The following is an 18,412-nucleotide window of genomic DNA, read 5'->3' on the forward strand; positions in this document are numbered from 1 at the left end:
CTGCTGGTCGGGGGTGCGAGAGGAGAACCCATGTCGCTCGACGTCTCACCGGCCCTACTCGAACAGGCCGAGCGAGGCGAGGTCGACGAAGCTGAATTCGTCGACTGCGTCCGGACCTCCCTGCCCTACGCATGGGAGATGATCAGCTCCCTGGCGGTCCAGCTGAAGGTGGACGGCGGAGAGTTCGCCGACAACCAGACGCCGCCGCCGGACGAGCAGGCCCGCGGTCAGTTGCTGCGCGCGCTCGCCAGCGACGCCATCCGCGGTGCGCTGCAGCGGCACTTCGGTGTGCGGCTGGCCTTCCAGAACTGCCACCGGGTGGCGGTGTTCCCGCTGGACACCTCGGCGGACGAGAGGCTGGCCCGCTTCACCTCGATCCGTGGCCAGCTGCTGAACCAGTCCCCGGAGCTGCGGGACTGCTGAGGCGGTGAACTGCTTGCTTGCCGCTCCGTACGCGGGAGGTGCGATCTGTACCGGAGCGGCAAGCCTCCCGCGCCGCGGGCGCGTTCACGTCAGCTGGGGCAGCACCTCGGTGCCCAGCCGCCGTACGTTCTCCTCGGTGGCCGCCAGGTCCCCGGAGCCCTCGACGAGCAGGGCGAAGCGGGAGACGCCGGTGCGCTCGCTGGTCGCCGCCAGCCGGTCGGCGCACAGCCGCGGGGTGCCCACCGGGTGCAGACCGCAGAGGAGTTCGGTGTACGCCAGCGGATCGCGCATCCGGCGCTCCCTGCCGTCCACGGTGACATGGGCGCCGAGACCCTGTTTGAGCCATCCCGGCATCGCCTTCAGCAGCGTCTCCGCGGCGTCGGTACGCCGGTCCGCGATCTGGCAGACGCCGGCCGACACATGGGCGGCGGCTCGGATCTCGTCGGCCGGAAGCCCCGCCGTACGCGCGTGCTGCCGCCACAGGGCGACCATCTCGGCCTTTTCCTCGTCGCCGACGTGCATGCCGAGGAGCATCGGCAGCCCGCGCTCGGCGGCCAGCCGCACGCTCGCCGGGGAGGTGCAGGCGAGGAGCAGCTCCGGGCCGCCGGTCTCCGTCAGGCACTCCGACGGCCTGGGTACGACGGGGACTTCACGGAAGGCGAAGCGGCCGCCGGGTCCCGCCACCGCCGGGTCGCGCAGCCAGCGCGTGAGCAGATCGAGTGATTGCGGATACTCCTTCTCGTACGCCTCCAGCCCGGCGCCGAAGACCTCCAGGTCCACCCACGGGCCCCCGCGCCCGACGCCCAGCGTGAGGCGGCCGCCGCTCGTCACGTGCAGCAGCGCGGCCTGTTCCCCGAGGGCCACCGGGTGTGTGGTGGGCAGCACACTGACCGCCGTACCGACGCGGATACGGTGGGTGCGGCCCAGCAGCAGGGCGGCCAGCGTGATCGCCGACGGGCAGGTGCCGTACGGCACGAAGTGGTGCTCGGCCAGCCAGACCGAGTCGAGCCCGGCTTCCTCGGTGATCTCCGCCGTGCGGACCGCGCGGTGCAGCGCCTCCCCCTGGCCCTGGCCCGGGAACTGGGCCGCCAGCACGAATGTTCCTACGCGCATTGCTCTTCCTGCTTCCTTGGCTCCGACACGGAGCTCCCCCACTCGGCATAACCGTGGGACACGTGCCGAGGACACGGCCTGGCGAAGAGATTTGCGGATTGTCGGCAGAATGATCGGCCGGAGAGGGGGACTTGTCAGGTTCGCCACTTTCCGCGTACCCGTCCCCGGGCCGCGTAGGCTGGAGACGGCCCGGTTCCTGTAGAGCTCCGTGAGGTGTCCCGTGTCCCCGCGTCGCAACCGCCCCAACGGCCCCAAGGCCGCCGGCCCGTCCGAGGGGGGCCCCGAGGAAGACGGCCGGAGCCGCTACGGAGGCTGGCAGACCTCGCAGGACTGGCAGGGCGAGGACTGGAGCGTGCGCCATGTGGCCGGGGCCAGTTCCGAGGGCAAGACGTACCGCTGCCCGGGCTGCGACCAGTTGATCCCGTCCGCCGTGCCGCATGTGGTGGCCTGGCCGGAGCACGCGGGCGTCGACGACCGCAGGCACTGGCACAAGGCGTGCTGGAACGCGCGGGACCGCCGCACCACGCGGGTGCGGCGGTCCCGTGACGCGCCGAAGTTCTAGTGCACTCGGTTCCCTACACGTCCCGCTTCTCCAGCAGGGCGTAGGCGCCGGCGAACGCGGCGGCCGTGACACCGAGCATGATCCACAGCGGGTCCCAGCCGGACGGTCCGGACTCGGACAGCGAGTTGGCGTAGAAGATGCTCAGCTGGTTCGGGATCGAGTACTCGAACAGGGCCTCGCGCACGTCCTCCAGCGAGGACGCGAACATGAACATCGCGACGACCAGCGGGGCCAGCACCGCCGCGATCATGATGGTGATGGCGCCCGCCGAGTGCCGGACGATCGAGCCGACGACGAGCGAGAGCAGGCCGAGCAGCGCGATGTAGAGCGAGACGCCGACCGTCCCCTTCAGCCACTCCGCACCCGAGGGCTCCCGGGCGCTGCCCACCATGCCGACCTGGACGAAGGCGACGAGGCCCGAGGTGACGAGCGTGACCACGAACGCGAGCGAGAAGAACACGATCGCCTTCGCGGTGAGGACCCGGCCGCGCGGCGGGCAGGCGGTCATCGTCGTCCGGATCATCCCGGTGCCGTACTCGGAGGCGGTGGTCAGCACGCCCAGCGTGATGACGCACATGCTGCCGAGCAGCAGCCCGAAGAAGCCGAGGGAGAGCGCGGACTGGCCGCCGAGCTCCGACTCCGAGGAGGTGTTCGCCGCGACCAGTGCCCCGGCGAGCAGCCCGATGCCGACGACGAGCAGGACGAACACGCCCAGCGTCCACATCGTGGAACGCACCGACTTGATCTTCGTCCACTCCGAGGCGAGCGCGTGCCCGAGATGCGTGCGCACCACGGGGATCGGCGAGGTGTAACCGCCGTACGGCGCGCCGGGCGCGGCGTGCGGCAGAGGGGGCTGGGGCGTGCTCATCGGGCGTCCTCGGGCTTGGTCTCGGCGGAGGGTGCGGCGGGGGAGGCGGCGGGAGCAGGGGCGACGGGCGGGGCGGCCGGGGGCTGCGTCTGCGGCGCGGGCGGGGCGGCGGGCGGCTGCGGGACCGGCTGTGCGGCTGCCTGCGGCGCCTGCTGGGCGTACGGGTTCGGCTGGCCCGCCCCCGGCGTGCCCGGCCCGGAGGGAGCGCCGTACGGCCCCGGAGGAACCGCACCGGGCTGGCCCTGGGGCATCGCGAACGGCTGCCCGCCCTGCTGGGGCGGCGGCGGGGCGTACCAGCCGGGCTGACCCTGGCCCGGCACGGGCATCGGCATCGGCGGCTGCGCGCCCGGCGGCAGCTGCTGCTGCAGACCCGCCTTCTGGTCCACGGTCGAGCGGTAGTCGACGACGGCCTGGGTCATCCGCATGTACGCCTCCTCCAGCGAGGCCTGGTGCGGCGACAGCTCCCACAGCCGTACGTCCGTCTCGTGCGCGACGTCGCTGATGCGCGGCAGCGGCAGCCCCGTCACGCGCAGGGCGCCGTCCTGCTCGGGCAGCACATGGGCGCCCGCCTCGGCCAGCGCCGAGGCCAGCTTCTCGCGCAGCTGCGGCTCGGTGTCGGGTGTGCGCACCCGCGCGAAGCCGGCCGAGTTGGCCGCGATGAAGTCCCGCACGCTCATGTCGGCGAGCAGCTGGCCGCGCCCGATGACGATCAGGTGGTCGGCCGTCAGCGCCATCTCGCTCATCAGATGCGAGGAGACGAAGACGGTGCGGCCCTCCGCCGCGAGCGCCTTCATCAGGTTGCGCACCCAGAGGATGCCCTCGGGGTCGAGGCCGTTGACCGGCTCGTCGAAGAGCAGCACCTGCGGGTCGCCGAGCAGCGCGGCGGCGATGCCGAGCCGCTGGCCCATGCCGAGGGAGAAGCCCTTGGAGCGCCGCCTGGCCACGTCCTGCAGGCCCACGACGCCGAGCACCTCGTCGACGCGCCGGGCCGGGATGCCGGACAGCTGGGCCAGGGACAGCAGGTGGTTGCGGGCCGAGCGGCCGCCGTGCACCGCCTTGGCGTCCAGCAGGGCGCCGACCTGGCGGGGCGCGTTCGGCAGCTTGCGGTAGGGGAAGCCGCCGATGGTGACCCGGCCCGCCGTCGGGTTGTCCAGGCCGAGGATCATCCGCATCGTCGTGGACTTGCCCGAGCCGTTCGGCCCGAGGAAGCCGGTGACGGCCCCCGGCCGCACGCGGAAGGAGAGATTGTACACCGCGGTCTTGTCGCCGTACCGCTTGGTCAGGCCGTCTGCCTCGATCATGCTCCGCACCCATCGAATGGTTCAGGACAGCGGGGCACACGCCCCCGTAAGGGTTAGGAGGATAGCGAGGAGCTGACGGTTCCCTCCAAGGGGAGGTGGGAAACGGGGCGAACTTCCGGGGGCGGTGACGCGTCCTGGTTCACCGCCGCCTTCTCGCCGTACCGCTCGGTCAGGCCCGCCGGCTCGATCATGAGGGCAGGGCGAAACGGTACAAAGCCCCCCGCCATCGTTGTGGCAGAGGGCTTCGCAGGTGTTCAGCAGCTGTACGCCGGGGTTACCGGGACTGCTGCGCGGGCACCCCGCGGGAGATCGGCTCGTCCTCGGCCGGCGAACCGGCCGCGGCCACCGCGGCGCCGGTGAGCGTGGCGAGCATCTCGCGCACGTTCGTCAGCTGGGCGTTGATCGAGTCGCGGCGGTTGGTGAGGGCGGCCAGCTCGCGCTCGGATTCCGAACGGATGCGGTCGGCCTTGGCGTTGGCGTCGGCCACGATGTCCTCGGCCTGGCGCTGGGCGGTCTCCACCGTCTGGCGGGCGCGGCGCTCGGCGTCGGTACGCAGCTTCTCGGCCTCCAGCCGCAGCTGCTCGGCACGGTGCTCGATCTCGGCCAGGCGCTTCTCGGCCTTGGCCTGGCGGGACGCCAGGTCGCGCTCGGACTGCTCGCGGCGCTTGGCGAGGTTCGTCTCGAAGTCGGCGGCGGCCTGCGCGGCCTTGGCGCGGGTCTCCTCGAAGAGGGCGTCGGCCTCCTCGCGCTTGGACTGCGCGTCCTTCTGCGCCTCGGAGCGCAGCTGGGAAGAGTCGCTCTTGGCCTTCTCGACGATCCGGACGCCCTCGTCCTCGGCCTTGGACTTGCGCTCGGCCGCGAACGACTCGGCGTCGTTACGCACCTGCTGGGCGGCCGACTCGGCGAGCTCGCGGTGCTGCTCGGCCGCGCGCCGGGCCTCCTCGCGCAGGTCCTTGGCCTCCTCCTCGGCGAGGCGGAGGATCTTCTCGACACGTGCGCCGAGACCGGCGTAGGACGGCTCGGCGTCGGTGACCTGAGCCTGGGCGTTCTGCGTCTCGAGGTGGAGCTCCTCGATGCGCTTCTCGAGAGCGGTGATGCGGGCCAGAGCGCTGTCACGGTCGGAGACGAGCTTCGAGATGCGTTCGTCCACCTGAGCGCGGTCGTACCCACGCCGCACAAGCTCGAAGCCGTAGGGGGAAGTGTCGCTCATGGGGTTCCTGTCGAATGAGACCGGTGAGGTGATAGGTGGAATCCTAGGGGCCGAAGCGGTGTGTCATCGAGCGGATGCGTGTTTGATCTGGAGAATGACACCCCTTTTGAGTGGCTAACCCCAGGAGTGCTTGCCAACAGCCAAGTCGAAGACTCGGTCAAAGCACCCGGAACGCACCGGAATCGCACTCCTGAGGCTAGCTCTCCGACGACTTCCCACCCGATCGGGGGGCACCGATCGTCGCGCCGGCCTTGACCGAGCCGTCCTTGGCGCCCGCCGGGGTCTCGAAGGACTCCAACGCCTCCAGCACGTCCTGCACGCGCGAGATCTCGGCGTTGATGTCCTCGCGCCGGCGCACCAGGACCTCCAGTTCGCGCTTGCCCTCCTCGACCGTGCGACGCGCTTCCCGGACGGCCTCCGCCTTCAGCTCCTCGGCCTCCCTGACGAGCGCCGCCTTCTTCTGCTCGGCCTCCTTGAGCAGGCCCTCCGCCTTCTTGACGGCCGCGATGCGCACCTTGCCTGCCTCGGAGTTCGCCTCCGACACCAGCTCCTTGGCCTTCGCCTGCGCCTTGGCGAACTGCTCCTCGGCGGCCTTGACGAGCGCGTCGCAGCGGTCGCCGGTCGACTTCATCGTCTCCGCGGCCTCCCGGCGGGCCCGCTCGTGCAACTCCTCCATCTCCGAGGTGATCCGCGCGCGCAGCCCCTCCGCGCGCTCCCGGATGGCGGTCGCGTCCCGGCGCGCGCCGACGAGCAGTTCGTCCGCGTCCGTACGGGCCTTCTCCACCCGTCCGTTGCCCTCGACCGTCGCCTCGGACACCAGCCGGTCGGCCTCCTTGCGGGCCGCGCCCACCATGGTGTCGGCCTGCGCCTCGGCGTCCGCGGTCGTCTTCAGCGCCTGCTGCTGCGCCTCGGTGAGCAGCTTGTCGGCCTCGGACGCGGTCTCCGTGATCAGCGTGTCGACCTGCTCGGCGGCCTCCGAACGCCGCTTGTTGGCGTCCTTGCGGGCCTCGTCCAGCGTCCGCTCGGCCTCCTCGCGCGCGGCCGTGGTGACCCGGTCGGCCTCCCGGGCGGCCTCCGCCTTGACCCGCTGGGCCTCGGTGCGGATCCGCTCGGCGTGCTGCTGCGCCGACCCGACCGTCGCCGCGGCCTCGGCACGCAGCCGCTCCGCCTCGCCGCTCGCGTCCCCGACCAGCCTCTCGGCCTTCGCCACCGCCTCGGCACGGACCCGCTCGGCCTCGGTGACGGTCTCCGACTGGAGCCGCTCCGCCTCGCGGCGCGCCTCGGTGATGAGGGTGTCCGCCTGGGTCGCCGCGTCCGAGCGGATGCGGTTGGCGTCCTCGCGGGCGTCGGCACGCGTACGCCCCGCCGCCTGGTCGGCCTCGGCGATCGCCTCCGACGCCTCGGTGCGCACCCGCTGGGCGTGCTCGGCCGCCTCGGCACGCAGCCGCTCGGACTCGGCGATCGCCTCCGACATCGTGCGCTCGGCCAGTGCCTTGGCGGCCTCCGACTCCTCGCCGGCCTCGCGCCGGAGCCGGCCCGCGTCCTCGGTGGCCCGTTCCCGCTCGGCGTACGCGTCGGAGCGGACCCGGTCCGCCTCCTCCTGCGCCTCGCGCCGGGTGCGGTCCGCCGCGTGCTCGGCGGCGTGGCGCAGCCCGGAGATCTCGTCCTGCGCCTGCTCGTGCAGCCCGGTGACCGAGTCACGGACCTGCTGGGCGTGGAGCTCGGCCGCCGACACCATCTCGGTGGCGCGCCGGTCGGCCTCCTCCACCAGGCGCACGGCCTCGGCCTGCGCCTCCTCCACGCGCTTGCGCGCCGAGGCCAGCAGCTCCTCGCTCTGCTCGCGGGCCTGCTCGCGCTCCTGGCCGGCCTCCTGGCGGGCCGCGCCGAGGAGTTCCTCGGCCTCGCGGCGGCGCCGGACGGCCTCCTCCTGCGCGGCGCCCAGCGTCTCGGACGCCTCCTGCGCCAGCCGCTCGGCCGCGGCCTGCGCCTCGGCCCGTACCCGGTCGGCCGTGTCCTGGGCGTCCGACTTCAGCCGCTCGGCCTCCGCCGCCGCCTCCGCCCGCAGGCGGACGGCGATGGACTCGCCCTCCGCCCGCGAGGCGGACGCGTCGGACGCGGCCTCGTCGCGCAGCCGTTCGGCCTCCGCCTCGGCCTGCGCCCGCAGCGTGCGAAGCCGCTCCGCCGCCTCGGTGCGCAGCCGCTCGGTCTCCTCGGCGGCCTCACGGCGGATCCGCTCGGCCTCCTCGCGGGCGTCGGTCAGCGCCTGCTCGGCGGCGGTGAGCCGGGTCTCCGCCTCGTTGTGCAGCCGCGTCAGCTCCCCGGCGGCCTCCGCGTGGCGGGACTCCACGGCCCGCTCGGTCTCCTCGCGCAGCTCCCGCGCGGCCTGCTCGGCGTCGTTGCGGATGCCCTCGGACTGCTCCAGGACCTCCGCGCGGTGCCGCTCGGCCTCCTTGCGGGTGCGCTCCAGCGTCTCCTCGGCCTGCCGGCGCAACGTGGTCGCCCGCTCGATCGCCTCGGTGCGGACCTTCTCGCTGTCCGCGGTCGCGGTCTGCCGCTGCTCGTCGGCGTCGGCCTTCGCCTTGGCGAGCAGCTCCTCGGCGGTCCGGGCCGCCTCCTCGATCTGCGCCACGGCCTGCTTACGGGCCTCCGCGCGGATCTTCTCGCCCTCGTCGACCGCCTCGCCGCGCAGCTGCTCGGCCTCGCCGCGCAGCCGCCGTGCCTCCTCCTGGAGTTCGACGGTCTTGGCGCGGTACTCCTTGGTGTCGTCCTTCGCCGCGCCCTTGAGCTGCTCGGCGATGTCGTGCGCCTCGGCGCGCAGCCGGTCGGCCTCGGTCTCCGCCTCACGACGGATCCGCTCGGCCTCCTCGGTGGCGGCCTTGGTGGTCCTCTTGGCGTCCTCCGACGCCTTGTTGAGCACGTCCTCGGCGGTCCTGGCCGCCTTGGCCAGCTGGCTCGCCGTCTCCTCGGCGGTCAGCGAACGGGCGTTCTCGCCGGCGTCCGCGACGATCCTCTCGGCCTCGGCACGGGCGTCGGCGACGACCTGCTCGGCCTCCGCCTTGGTGGCCTCCGCCTCCTTCGTGGCCTCGCTGACGAGCCGGGCGACCTGCTCCTTGGCGGTGCGCGTGCGGGTCTCGTTCGCCGACTCGGCGCCGGCCAGGGACTTGGCGGCGGCCTCCTTGGCCTCGGTGACCAGCTTCTCCGCCTCGGACTGCGCCTTGCGCAGCGACTCCTCGGCCTCCGTCATCCGCTGCTCGGCGGCCCGGCTCAGCTCGCCGGCCTGACGGCGGGCGGCGTCGGACTCCGAGACGGTCGACGAGCGCAGCTGCTCGGCGTGGTCGGTGGCCTCCTGGGCCTGGGTGGAGGCGGCGTTCAGCAGCCGCTCGGCGTCCGTACGGGCCCGGCGCAGCAACTGCTCGGCCTCCGCGCGGGAGCCCTCGGCCTCGCTCTGCAGACGCTGGCGGGCCTCGGCGGTGACCCGCTCGGCCTCCGCCCGCGCCGCCGACATGGCCTGATCGGCCTCGGTGCGCGACTCCTCCAGGAGGCGGCGGGCCTGCTGCTCGGTGCGGGCCCGCAGCTGCTCGGCCCACGCCACGTTCTCGTTGACGTGCGACTCGACGGTCTGCCGGCGCTCGGCGAGCTCCTGGTCCAGCTGCTGCCGGCGGGACACGGCCTCCGCGTGCAGCTCGGCCTGGAGCCGGGCCGCCTGCTCGGCGTGCTCCTGCAGGATGCGCTGGGTCTGCGCCCGCGCCTGGCTCAGCTCACGGTCGGCGTCCGACCGGATCTGGTCGGCCTGCATCTGGGCATTGCGCAGCAACTGCTCGGCCTGATAGCCGAGGTCGCCGCCGTCATAGGCAGGCCGGGTCATGAGCGTGCGCCGCGCCTCGTGCAGCTTGGCGCGCAGCACCTCGACCTGGTAGCCGAGGTCCTCGGCGTGCTGGATGGCCTTTTCCCGCTCGGTCCTCAGCCGTTTCATCTCGGCTTCGAACCGAGTGAGGTGGTCGACGTCAGCCGCCGGCTCTCGCTCCTGGCTCTCGTAGCCCCGCACTGCGCGGTCCCATCCGTCCCCTGGTCGCAAGTCTCTCCAAACGAGCTCCGTCCATCCGCCGAACGGGGCCCCCGGGGAATGGTGTCAGATCAACGACGGAGCATGGGCAGCTGCCCCGACGCTCGTCCCCCGAAACCCGGACCCCGGAATGCGGTCGCCCGTGTGGAAGCGACGACCGCTCCCCAACCCTACCGGCCCCTATGTACGAGCATCAGTGCTCAGGTGACTCAACAGACGCCGAAGTGACCAGTTCTGTCAGTACGCCGTGACAATCCTTGGGGTGCAGGAAGGTGATCCGTGACCCCATGGAGCCGCGCCGGGGCTCCTCGTACAGAACGCGTACGCCCTTGTCCTTGATCGCGGCCGCGTCCCCGTCGACATCCGCCGTACCGAAGGCGATGTGATGCACGCCCTCACCGTTCTTGGCCAGCCACTTCGCGACGGTGGAGTCCTCCCGGGTCGGCTCCAGGAGCTGCAGGTACGAGGAACCGCCGTCGGACGTATCGTTGATCTTGAGCATGGCCTCGCGTACGCCCTGCTCGTCGTTGACCTCGGTGTGGAACACCTCGAAGCCGTACGTGGCCCGGTAGAACTCGACGGTCGCGTCGAGGTCGTGACAGGCGATCCCGATGTGGTCGATTCGCGTCAGCATGGATTCAGTGCAGCGCCCCGGAGGTGGTTACGCAACGTGCGCGCGATCACACCGACAGCCGGATGACGCGGTGTCGTACCGCTCAGTACATTCGAAGTAAACCCTCGTTCACTCCTCGGCCAGTGCAGGCCGGAAGGGGATCGCCGCTCATGTCTTCCGCAAAGAACGGCTCTACCTCCGTCATCGTCGCGGGTGCCCGCACCCCGATGGGACGACTGCTCGGTTCACTGAAGTCCTTCTCCGGAGCCGACCTCGGCGGCTTCGCCATCAAGGCCGCCCTCGACCGCGCGGGGATCGGCGGTGACCAGGTGCAGTACGTGATCATGGGGCAGGTGCTCCAGGCCGGCGCCGGGCAGATCCCGGCCCGCCAGGCCGCGGTCAAGGCCGGCATCCCGCTGAGCGTCCCGGCGCTCACCATCAACAAGGTGTGCCTCTCCGGCCTCGACGCCATCGCCCTGGCCGACCAGCTGATCCGCGCCGGCGAGTTCGACGTGGTCGTCGCGGGCGGCCAGGAGTCCATGACGAACGCCCCGCACCTGCTGCCGAAGTCCCGCGAGGGCTTCAAGTACGGCGCGGTCGAGATGCTCGACGCGATGGCCCACGACGGTCTGACCGACTCCTTCGAGAACATCGCCATGGGCGCGTCCACGGAGAAGCACAACACCCGGCTCGGCATCGCCCGCCCGGAGCAGGACGAGATCGCCGCCCTGTCCCACCAGCGCGCCGCCGCCGCGCAGAAGAACGGCGTCTTCGAGGCCGAGATCACCCCGGTCGAGATCCCGCAGCGCAAGGGCGAGCCGGTCGTCTTCAGCAAGGACGAGGGCATCCGCGGCGACACCACCGCCGAGTCGCTGGGCAAGCTGCGCCCGGCGTTCGCCAAGGACGGCACGATCACCGCGGGCTCGTCCTCGCAGATCTCCGACGGCGCGGCCGCGGTCGTCGTGATGAGCAAGGCCAAGGCCGAGGAGCTCGGCCTGGAGTGGATCGCGGAGATCGGCGCGCACGGCAACGTCGCGGGCCCCGACAACTCCCTCCAGTCCCAGCCGTCCAACGCCATCGCGCACGCCCTGAAGAAGGAGGGCCTGGCGGTCTCGGACCTCGACCTGATCGAGATCAACGAGGCTTTCGCCGCCGTCGCCGTGCAGTCGATGAAGGACCTCGGGGTGTCCAGCGAAAGGGTGAACGTCAACGGTGGCGCGATTGCCCTGGGTCACCCGATCGGGATGTCCGGCGCCCGTCTCGTGCTCCACCTGGCGCTGGAGCTGAAGCGGCGCGGCGGCGGCGTCGGAGCGGCGGCGCTGTGCGGCGGCGGCGGTCAGGGTGACGCGCTGATCGTGCGGGTACCGAAGCACTGAACGGTCGGCAGTCTGTCGTGTCGTTGATCTGAACGGAGCTGTGATGCAGGACGTCTCCACGCTGGTGGCCCAGGCGAGGGAGGGCCGGCCACGTGCCGTGGCCCGGTTGATCTCGCTGGTCGAGGGGGCGTCCCCGCAGCTCAGGGAGGTCATGGCGACGCTGGCACCGCTGACCGGCGGCGCGTACGTGGTCGGCCTGACCGGCTCCCCGGGGGTGGGGAAGTCCACGACCACCTCGGCGCTGGTGACGGCGTACCGCAAGCAGGGCAAGCGGGTCGGCGTGCTGGCGGTCGACCCGTCGTCCCCCTTCTCCGGCGGGGCGCTGCTCGGTGACCGGGTGCGGATGTCCGACCACGCCTCCGACCCCGGCGTCTACATCCGCTCCATGGCCACCCGCGGCCACCTCGGCGGTCTGGCCTGGGCCGCGCCGCAGGCGATCCGCGTGCTGGACGCGGCGGGCTGCGACGTGGTCCTCGTCGAGACGGTGGGCGTCGGCCAGTCCGAGGTGGAGATCGCCTCCCAGGCCGACACCTCGGTCGTCCTCCTCGCCCCCGGCATGGGCGACGGCATCCAGGCGGCCAAGGCCGGAATCCTGGAGATCGGCGACGTCTACGTCGTCAACAAGGCGGACCGCGACGGCGCCGACGCCACGGCCCGCGAGCTGAACCACATGCTCGGCCTCGGGGAGTCCCGCGCCCCCGGAGACTGGCGCCCGCCGATCGTCAAGACGGTCGCCGCGCGCGCCGAGGGCGTCGACGAGGTCGTGGAAGCCCTGGAGAAGCACCGCGCCTGGATGGAGGAGCGGGGCGTCCTGACGGAGCGCCGGCTGTCCCGGGCCTCCCGCGAGGTCGAGACCATCGCGGTCACGGCCCTGCGCGAACGCATCGCGGACCTCCACGGGGACCGCCGCCTCGGCGCCCTCGCGGAACGGATAGTGGCCGGCGAGCTGGACCCGTACCGCGCCGCGGACGAGTTGGTGGCCGGAGTGACGGACAGGGCGTGAGGACGGGCCCGTTCAGGGCCGGAGCGGGGGTCCCCGTAGGCTGCCGCCTGAGGGGACCCCGCTCCGACACCGTACGACTGCAAAGGCTCGCCACCGGTCTGCTGCTGCTCGCCCGGCCGGCCGCGGGGGAGCGGCCGACCGGCACGCGGGTCGACCTGGCCGAGCCGGCGCGAGAGCGGACCGCCGGGCGCGAGGGCGTGTCGCTGGACGCGAGGGCGTGTCAGTGGACGTGGAGTCGCTCGAAGTGGCCGGATCGCGCGGGCGACCGGGGCGGGTGCCGGCCAATCTGCCGGACAACGCCCGGCGTCACGTGCGCGGGGCGGTCCGCCGGTCAATCTCCCGCTGGACCTTGAGCAGCCGCCCGTCGTCGCGCGCGGGGCGGTCACCGCGGCCGTACGGCGGGAGGGCGACCGGGCGGTCGTCCGGGTCGCGGGCGACGGGGACGGCGTACCCCGGGCGGATCGGGGAGCGGATCTTCGAGCGGTTCGTCCGGCTGGACGGCGCCCGCGGCCGGGACGAGGGTGGCGCCGGCCTCGGTCTCGCCATCGCCCGCGACGTCGCCGCCCGGCACGGCGGCACCCTCACGGTCCATGACGCGCCGGCGGGCGGAGCCCTGGTCGAACTCCGCCTGCCGCTCGCCTGGGACGTCCTGGGGTCAGGGACGGCCGCGCTGCCCTCGCAGATGGTCCGCGATGGGCTTCAGGGCCTTGTCGAGTTCGGTGAGGGATTCAGGGGGCAGCAGGTCGATGAAGTGCCGCCGTACGGACGAGACGTGGTGGGGTGCGACCTTCTGCATCGTCTGCATGCCGTGGTCGGTGAGGACCGCGTACAGGCCGCGTCGGTCGGACTCGCAGTTCTCCCGCCGCACCAGAGCGGCGTTCTCCATGCGGGTGATCTGGTGCGAGAGGCGACTCTTGGACTGCAGGGTGGCGGAGGCGAGATCGCTCATCCGCATCCGCGAATCGTCCGACTCGGAGAGGTTCACCAGGATCTCGTAGTCGTTCATCGTCAGGCCGAACGGCTGCAGGTCCTTTTCGAGCTGGTAGGTCAACAACCTGTTGACCTCCAGGTGGGTGCGCCAGGCGCACTGCTCCGCATTGGTCAGCCAGGTCGTGGCCGTCTCGGTCTCCATAAATGAAGTCTACCTAAGATGTTGAAATGTGAACTACTGAGGGTGGTGTGACAGCGAGCACGCGTTCGACGTCACACTCCGCAGACTACCGCTCACAGCCCGAAGCGACGCTGGAGGTCTCCCAGCTGTCCGGGAAGGCGCGGTGTGCCGGCTTGTGCCCCGTGCCCCCCGGTCACCCCGCCCGCACCGGGCACGCCGGCCTGGTGCGGGACCGTCCCCGTGGCCTGCTCGGCCATCAGGGTCTCGGTCGACTGGAGCAGGACCGTACCGGCTCCCACGAACTCGAACTGGTGCTCCTCCCCGGAGGCCCCGCCGAGGCCCGTCATCGCACGTAGACCGCCCATTACGCCCGTCATGTAGCCATGGTCGTAGTGGTGGCACGGCGAGGGGCAGTCGGCCCATCCGACAAGCGCTTGCGGGTCCACCCGGATCGGCGGCTCCATGAACACCACCGGACCGTTAGATGCGGCCACGAACTTTCCGGTTCCGATGAGGGTCAGAAAGCCCGGCACGATCGACTGCTTCAGCGCGAGAGTTGGCTGAAAAGCGAGCAGGTTGCCGGAGCGAATGGTCAGGTTGCCGTCTTCGAGGTCGTAGGAATTCACGTCGAAGGCCCGGTCGGCGAGGAGCATCTTGCCCGAGCCCTCGGCCACGACCCAGTCGGCGGCGTGCAGTGGCGAATGGAACGACGTACGGACAAGTCGGTCCAACCGCCCGTGCCCGACGCCGTTGAACTCGATCGAGCCGTAGTAGGCGATCATCTTCCCCTTCTGCAGGAACCACCGGGTCCCCTTCAACTCCACGCAGAAGGTGTACGCGTTCACGTTCTCGTCGGCGGGCAGGGTCATCGGGTCGTGCACGACGGGCCCGGCGCCCGGGGTTCCGTAGGTCACAGTTTCTCCTCCGATGCCTGGACGTACACCGCGCCGCTGCCGCTCAGCTCCAGCTGGAACGCCTCGCCGGAGCCGCGCCCCACCATGTCGCGCCAGCCCAGCGCGGTCGAGAGCTTGTTGCGCACGTCGCCGTGGTGGGCGACGTAGGCCTGCGGGTCGACATGCACCGGACGCTGCGGGCTGATCGGGATCTCGAAGACACCGCCGTGGGCCATCACGGCGAGCGACCCGTGCCCCTGGAGCGTCGTCGTGAACAGCCCCTGCCCGCTGATCTGCCCCCGCACCATCCCCATGACCCCGCCCTGGGAGCCCAGGAACATCGTCCCCTGCCGCAGGCTCCCCTCGAAGGCGAGCAGCCGGTCCGCCTCGACGCACAGCGTCTCCCCGGTGAGGTCGATCACCTGCACATGGTGCCCGCCGTGCCCGAACAGCACGGTGCCGTTGCCCTCCACGGTCATCAGCGGGGTGTCCTCGTTCGCCACCCGGCGCCCGATCATCGACATGATCCCGCCCTGCCCGCCGGCGACGTTGGGCGTGAAGGACACCTCGCCCTTGTAGGCGAGCATGGCGCCGCGCTGGCTGAACAGCCGCCGGCCCGGCACGACGGTCGCCTCGACCATCTTCGAATTGACCTCGCGGAAGCCCATGTCACACATCCCCCGCGATCGTGTTCCGCTCACTGGGCTGGATGTACACGAGCCCGTCCCCCTCGAACCGCATCTGGAACGCCTCGCCCCCGCCCTCTCCCAGCAGTGTGCGGAAGGTCACGCCGGACTGGAACGACTGCCGCAGGTTCCCCTGGTGCGCCACATACGCCCCCGGGTCCACCGTCAGCGGGTACTGCCCGCTCACCCGCAGCACCACAGCCGGCCCGTCCGACATGATCGCCGCCTGTCCGTGCCCCTCGACGGTCGTCGTGAACAGGCCGTTGCCCTGCGAGGCGCCACGCAGCCCCGTGAAGGACGTGCCGGTCCGCAGTCCGCCGTCGGTCGCGAGCAGATTGCTCGACTCGACGTACAGCTTGTCTCCCCGCAGGCTCACCAGGTTGATCTCCGAGGCCCGGTCCGCGAACCAGCACGTCCCCTGCCCCTTCACCTCCATCAGGGTCATCTGCTCACCGGTGACGCGCCGGGTCACCATCCCCCGTATGCCCTCACCGCCGCCGCTCAGCTTCTTGAAGGCCATCTGCCCGTCGTACGCGACCATCGAGCCGTTCTTCGCCTTCACGGCGTCCCCGGTCATGTCGACGGCGAGCACCTTGCTGCCTTGAAGTCGGAACATCGCCACGGATGTGAAGGTATCTGCCGATTGGCTCCACCAAAAGGGTCCGTCTCCCGGGAGGAACCCGGATCGAGCCCCTAGGGGAGCCGGACCGGACCCCGGGCCCTTGGCGCGCCCGGCCGTTTGCCACAATGACGGAGCGCTTGTGCTTCTGTTCACAAGACCGTCTTCGCAAGACCGTCTTCGCGAGCCTGTCTCACAAGCCCTTCTCGCAAGCCCGTCCCGTACAGCGACCCGCCTCGTCAGCGAACTCCCACCGAAGGTGACCCGTGGATCTCAAGACCGCCACCGCCCTCCACCGCCTCCGCCTGGTCTCGGCCCTGGAGGCCGTGTCCTTCCTGATCCTGCTCCTCTGCTCGGTGCTGAAGCGGACCACGGAGTTCAACGCGGTCCCCGTGATGGGCGCCGTCCACGGCGTTCTGTTCGTCCTGTATGTGATCTTCTGGGTGCTCTCCTGGTACCGCGCCAGGTGGAGCTTCGGCACGGGCGTCCTCTACTTGGTCCTCTCCGTCATCCCCTGCGGCGGCTTCTACGCCGAGCGGCGGCTGCGCCGCGAGGCCGAGGACGCGGTGATCGCCGGGCGCGCCCGCCAGGAAGCTGTGGTGAAGGCATGATCGTCGCCTTCTCCGTGACACCTCTGGGCGTCGGTGAGGACGTTGGGGAGTACGTCGCCGACGCCGTCCGCGTGGTGCGCGAGTCCGGCCTGCCGAACCGTACGGACGCCATGTTCACGTCCGTCGAGGGTGAGTGGGACGAGGTCATGGACGTCGTCAGGCGCGCGGTGGCCGCCGTCGAGGCGAGGGCGCCGCGGGTGTCCCTGGTCCTCAAGGCGGACATCCGCCCCGGAGTGACGGACGGCCTCACGTCCAAGGTCGAGACGGTGGAACGCCACCTGGCCTCGTAACGGCACCGAGGACGGACCCCGGCCCGCTGGGCCCGGGTCCGTCCTCGTCCTGCCCCGCTCCTCGCATACCGAAAGGCGAGACAGGGCTGACCGTGATGTGACCGACGGGTAAGGTCTGGTGACGTGCCGAAGCCGCTCAGTCTTCCCTTCGACCCCATCGCTCGCGCCGACGAACTATGGAAGCAGCGCTGGGGCAGCGTGCCGTCCATGGCCGCGATCACCTCGATCATGCGGGCGCACCAGATCCTGCTCGCCGAGGTCGACGCGGTGGTCAAGCCGTACGGGCTGACGTTCGCGCGCTACGAGGCGCTGGTGCTGCTGACCTTCTCCAAGGCGGGCGAGCTGCCGATGTCCAAGATCGGTGAGCGGCTGATGGTGCACCCGACGTCCGTCACGAACACCGTCGACCGCCTGGTGAAGTCGGGCCTGGTGGCCAAGCGCCCCAATCCGAACGACGGCCGCGGCACCCTCGCCGTGATCACCGACAAGGGCCGCGAGGTCGTCGAGTCGGGCACCCGCGACCTGATGGCGATGGACTTCGGCCTGGGCGCCTACGACGCGGAGGAGTGCGCCGAGATCTTCGCGATCCTCCGCCCGCTACGGGTCTCGGCGAGCGACTTCGAGGACGAGTGACAGTCGTCAACACCGCGGCGGGGTCTACCGCTTGATGGTGGTTTCTGTCGCGATCCGCCCTTTTAGGGGTCAGGGCGCTCTGCGACGCTGCGACCATGTGGGCCGACGATCATTTGGATGATCGAAGTCCGGATTCGCCGGCAGCGCAGAGGGGTATCCAGTTGAGCATTCGAAACCGCGTTCGCAGGGTGACGGTGGTCGTGACGGCGACGGTCCTGTCCGCAGTGGTGGCCCTCGGCACAGCGGGGCCGGCCCATGCCGGCGCCACGGGAAGTACCCCGATCGGGACTTTCGACTACGACCTGAAGGGAGCCGGGGTGAGGGTTCCCACCGGATGCTTCCTCACCCACAGCATCAAGGGCTCGGGCAAGCGGATCACTTCGCAGTTCGCCGGTGTGGACTGCGCGGGCCTCGCGGTGACGTTCACCAAGTTCTGCAACTGGAGGATGGACTTCTCCTACGCGGACACCGACAACAAGACGTACCGCACCTCGCGAGGAGCGACGCACCCGGAGTGCAAGGGTGACCCGCTGCGGAACGCCGTGCCCCAGACGCTGCCGAAGTACGGCAAAGCGTGCGCGAAGTTCCACGTGAACGGCAAGCTGCGTGCCGTTCAGTGCCACTACATCACCAGGTGAGATCCGGCAGCCGCGGTCCGGTCGACGCGCCGCGGCTCCGGGGGTCAGGCGGTGGCGGGGCTGGCGTCGGCGTCCTTCTGCAGGAGAGGCTCGACCTCCCGGCTCACCCGGCGTTCGACGAAGAAGGCCGCGGTGGGAACGGTGCCGGCGAGCAGGATCCACAGGAGCCGCCCCACTGGCATCTTCGCCTTGTTCCCCAGGTCGAAGGCGAAGATCAGGTAAAGCACGTACAGCCAGCCGTGGGCGATGCCGACGACGGTGACGAAGCCGCCGAAACCGTCCAGGTCCAGCAGGCGCTTTCCGATCACGCCCACCGTCAGCAGGACGAGCAGGACGGCGGTGACGTGGGCCATCACCCGGTAGCGGGTCAGGACGCTCTTCTTCATGGCGACGAGGGTA

General features: G+C 71.2%; 19 protein-coding genes and 1 pseudogene. 9 read left to right on the forward strand and 11 right to left on the reverse strand.

From position 1 onward, the window contains the following. Positions 1-30 precede the first annotated feature (30 nt). Positions 31-423 carry an SCO5389 family protein gene (locus ACWCPM_RS19175; RefSeq protein ID WP_450977378.1) on the forward strand — a complete coding sequence of 131 codons (393 nt, stop codon included), beginning with the start codon at positions 31-33 and terminating at the stop codon, positions 421-423. 84 nt (positions 424-507) lie between these two features. On the opposite strand, the gene ACWCPM_RS19180 is transcribed toward ACWCPM_RS19175, so the two are convergent. Beyond that, positions 508-1,536, reverse strand: a complete 1,029-nt coding sequence (locus ACWCPM_RS19180; protein ID WP_450977379.1) for an LLM class flavin-dependent oxidoreductase — start codon at positions 1,534-1,536, stop codon at positions 508-510. Positions 1,537-1,756: 220 nt separating this feature from the next. Between ACWCPM_RS19180 and ACWCPM_RS19185 the strand changes: the two genes are divergently transcribed. Continuing rightward, positions 1,757-2,098 (forward strand): ATP/GTP-binding protein, encoded by a 342-nt coding sequence (locus ACWCPM_RS19185; protein WP_450977380.1) that lies wholly within the window; start codon positions 1,757-1,759, stop codon positions 2,096-2,098. Between the two features lie 13 nt (positions 2,099-2,111). Here ACWCPM_RS19185 and ACWCPM_RS19190 read toward each other — a convergent pair whose 3' ends face one another. The 5 genes from ACWCPM_RS19190 to mce all read right to left on the reverse strand — a co-directional run bounded on the left by ACWCPM_RS19190 (position 2,112) and on the right by mce (position 10,174). Further along, positions 2,112-2,966: an ABC transporter permease gene (locus ACWCPM_RS19190; protein ID WP_450977381.1), complete on the reverse strand. Its 855-nt coding sequence runs from the start codon at positions 2,964-2,966 to the stop codon at positions 2,112-2,114. After that, positions 2,963-4,267 carry an ATP-binding cassette domain-containing protein gene (locus tag ACWCPM_RS19195; protein WP_450977382.1) on the reverse strand — a complete coding sequence of 435 codons (1,305 nt, stop codon included), beginning with the start codon at positions 4,265-4,267 and terminating at the stop codon, positions 2,963-2,965. The genes ACWCPM_RS19190 and ACWCPM_RS19195 overlap by 4 nt, the downstream gene beginning before the upstream one ends. A gap of 274 nt (positions 4,268-4,541) precedes the next feature. Continuing rightward, positions 4,542-5,477: a cellulose-binding protein gene (locus tag ACWCPM_RS19200; protein WP_450977383.1), complete on the reverse strand. Its 936-nt coding sequence runs from the start codon at positions 5,475-5,477 to the stop codon at positions 4,542-4,544. A 196-nt stretch (positions 5,478-5,673) separates the two neighbouring features. Beyond that, on the reverse strand, positions 5,674-9,522 hold the full coding sequence (scy, locus tag ACWCPM_RS19205) for a polarized growth protein Scy (RefSeq protein ID WP_450977384.1): 3,849 nt from the start codon (positions 9,520-9,522) through the stop codon (positions 5,674-5,676). 211 nt (positions 9,523-9,733) lie between these two features. Further along, positions 9,734-10,174, reverse strand: coding sequence for a methylmalonyl-CoA epimerase (mce, locus tag ACWCPM_RS19210; RefSeq protein ID WP_450977385.1), 441 nt, complete (start codon positions 10,172-10,174; stop codon positions 9,734-9,736). A 149-nt stretch (positions 10,175-10,323) separates the two neighbouring features. Between mce and ACWCPM_RS19215 the strand changes: the two genes are divergently transcribed. The 3 genes and pseudogenes from ACWCPM_RS19215 to ACWCPM_RS19225 form a co-directional block, all read left to right on the forward strand. After that, entirely contained in the window at positions 10,324-11,529 is a 1,206-nt protein-coding gene (locus tag ACWCPM_RS19215) for an acetyl-CoA C-acetyltransferase (protein WP_450977386.1), read from the forward strand. 43 nt (positions 11,530-11,572) lie between these two features. Then, a complete protein-coding gene (meaB, locus tag ACWCPM_RS19220) occupies positions 11,573-12,532 on the forward strand; it encodes a methylmalonyl Co-A mutase-associated GTPase MeaB (RefSeq protein WP_450977387.1) in 960 nt (319 codons plus the stop codon). Between the two features lie 472 nt (positions 12,533-13,004). Beyond that, positions 13,005-13,115 (forward strand): annotated as a pseudogene (locus tag ACWCPM_RS19225) (ATP-binding protein); the annotation flags it as partial. 72 nt (positions 13,116-13,187) lie between these two features. Here the strand turns inward: ACWCPM_RS19225 and ACWCPM_RS19230 are convergent. From ACWCPM_RS19230 to ACWCPM_RS19245, 4 genes are all read right to left on the reverse strand, one after another. Then, positions 13,188-13,664 carry a MarR family winged helix-turn-helix transcriptional regulator gene (locus ACWCPM_RS19230; RefSeq protein WP_450977388.1) on the reverse strand — a complete coding sequence of 159 codons (477 nt, stop codon included), beginning with the start codon at positions 13,662-13,664 and terminating at the stop codon, positions 13,188-13,190. 92 nt (positions 13,665-13,756) lie between these two features. Next, positions 13,757-14,512, reverse strand: coding sequence for an AIM24 family protein (locus ACWCPM_RS19235; protein WP_450977421.1), 756 nt, complete (start codon positions 14,510-14,512; stop codon positions 13,757-13,759). A 41-nt stretch (positions 14,513-14,553) separates the two neighbouring features. After that, positions 14,554-15,204, reverse strand: coding sequence for an AIM24 family protein (locus tag ACWCPM_RS19240; protein WP_450977389.1), 651 nt, complete (start codon positions 15,202-15,204; stop codon positions 14,554-14,556). A 1-nt stretch (position 15,205) separates the two neighbouring features. Next, complete coding sequence (locus tag ACWCPM_RS19245; RefSeq protein WP_450977422.1) at positions 15,206-15,838, reverse strand: AIM24 family protein; 633 nt, start codon at positions 15,836-15,838, stop codon at positions 15,206-15,208. Positions 15,839-16,107: 269 nt separating this feature from the next. Here ACWCPM_RS19245 and ACWCPM_RS19250 point away from each other — a divergent pair, with 269 nt between their 5' ends. The 4 genes from ACWCPM_RS19250 (at position 16,108) to ACWCPM_RS19265 (ending at position 18,013) form a co-directional block, all read left to right on the forward strand. Next, positions 16,108-16,452 carry a DUF3817 domain-containing protein gene (locus ACWCPM_RS19250; RefSeq protein ID WP_450977390.1) on the forward strand — a complete coding sequence of 115 codons (345 nt, stop codon included), beginning with the start codon at positions 16,108-16,110 and terminating at the stop codon, positions 16,450-16,452. Further along, positions 16,449-16,742, forward strand: a complete 294-nt coding sequence (locus ACWCPM_RS19255) for an MTH1187 family thiamine-binding protein (RefSeq protein ID WP_450977391.1) — start codon at positions 16,449-16,451, stop codon at positions 16,740-16,742. Before ACWCPM_RS19250 ends, ACWCPM_RS19255 begins: the two co-directional genes overlap by 4 nt. A 123-nt stretch (positions 16,743-16,865) precedes the next feature. Further along, a complete protein-coding gene (locus ACWCPM_RS19260) occupies positions 16,866-17,375 on the forward strand; it encodes a MarR family winged helix-turn-helix transcriptional regulator (protein WP_450977392.1) in 510 nt (169 codons plus the stop codon). A 161-nt stretch (positions 17,376-17,536) separates the two neighbouring features. Further along, entirely contained in the window at positions 17,537-18,013 is a 477-nt protein-coding gene (locus ACWCPM_RS19265) for a hypothetical protein (RefSeq protein WP_450977393.1), read from the forward strand. 44 nt (positions 18,014-18,057) lie between these two features. Here the strand turns inward: ACWCPM_RS19265 and ACWCPM_RS19270 are convergent, their stop codons facing one another. Next, positions 18,058-18,399, reverse strand: coding sequence for a DUF3817 domain-containing protein (locus ACWCPM_RS19270; RefSeq protein WP_450977394.1), 342 nt, complete (start codon positions 18,397-18,399; stop codon positions 18,058-18,060). Between the last annotated feature and the right edge of the window lie 13 nt (positions 18,400-18,412).

This window comes from Streptomyces sp. NPDC002309 (assembly GCF_053593375.1).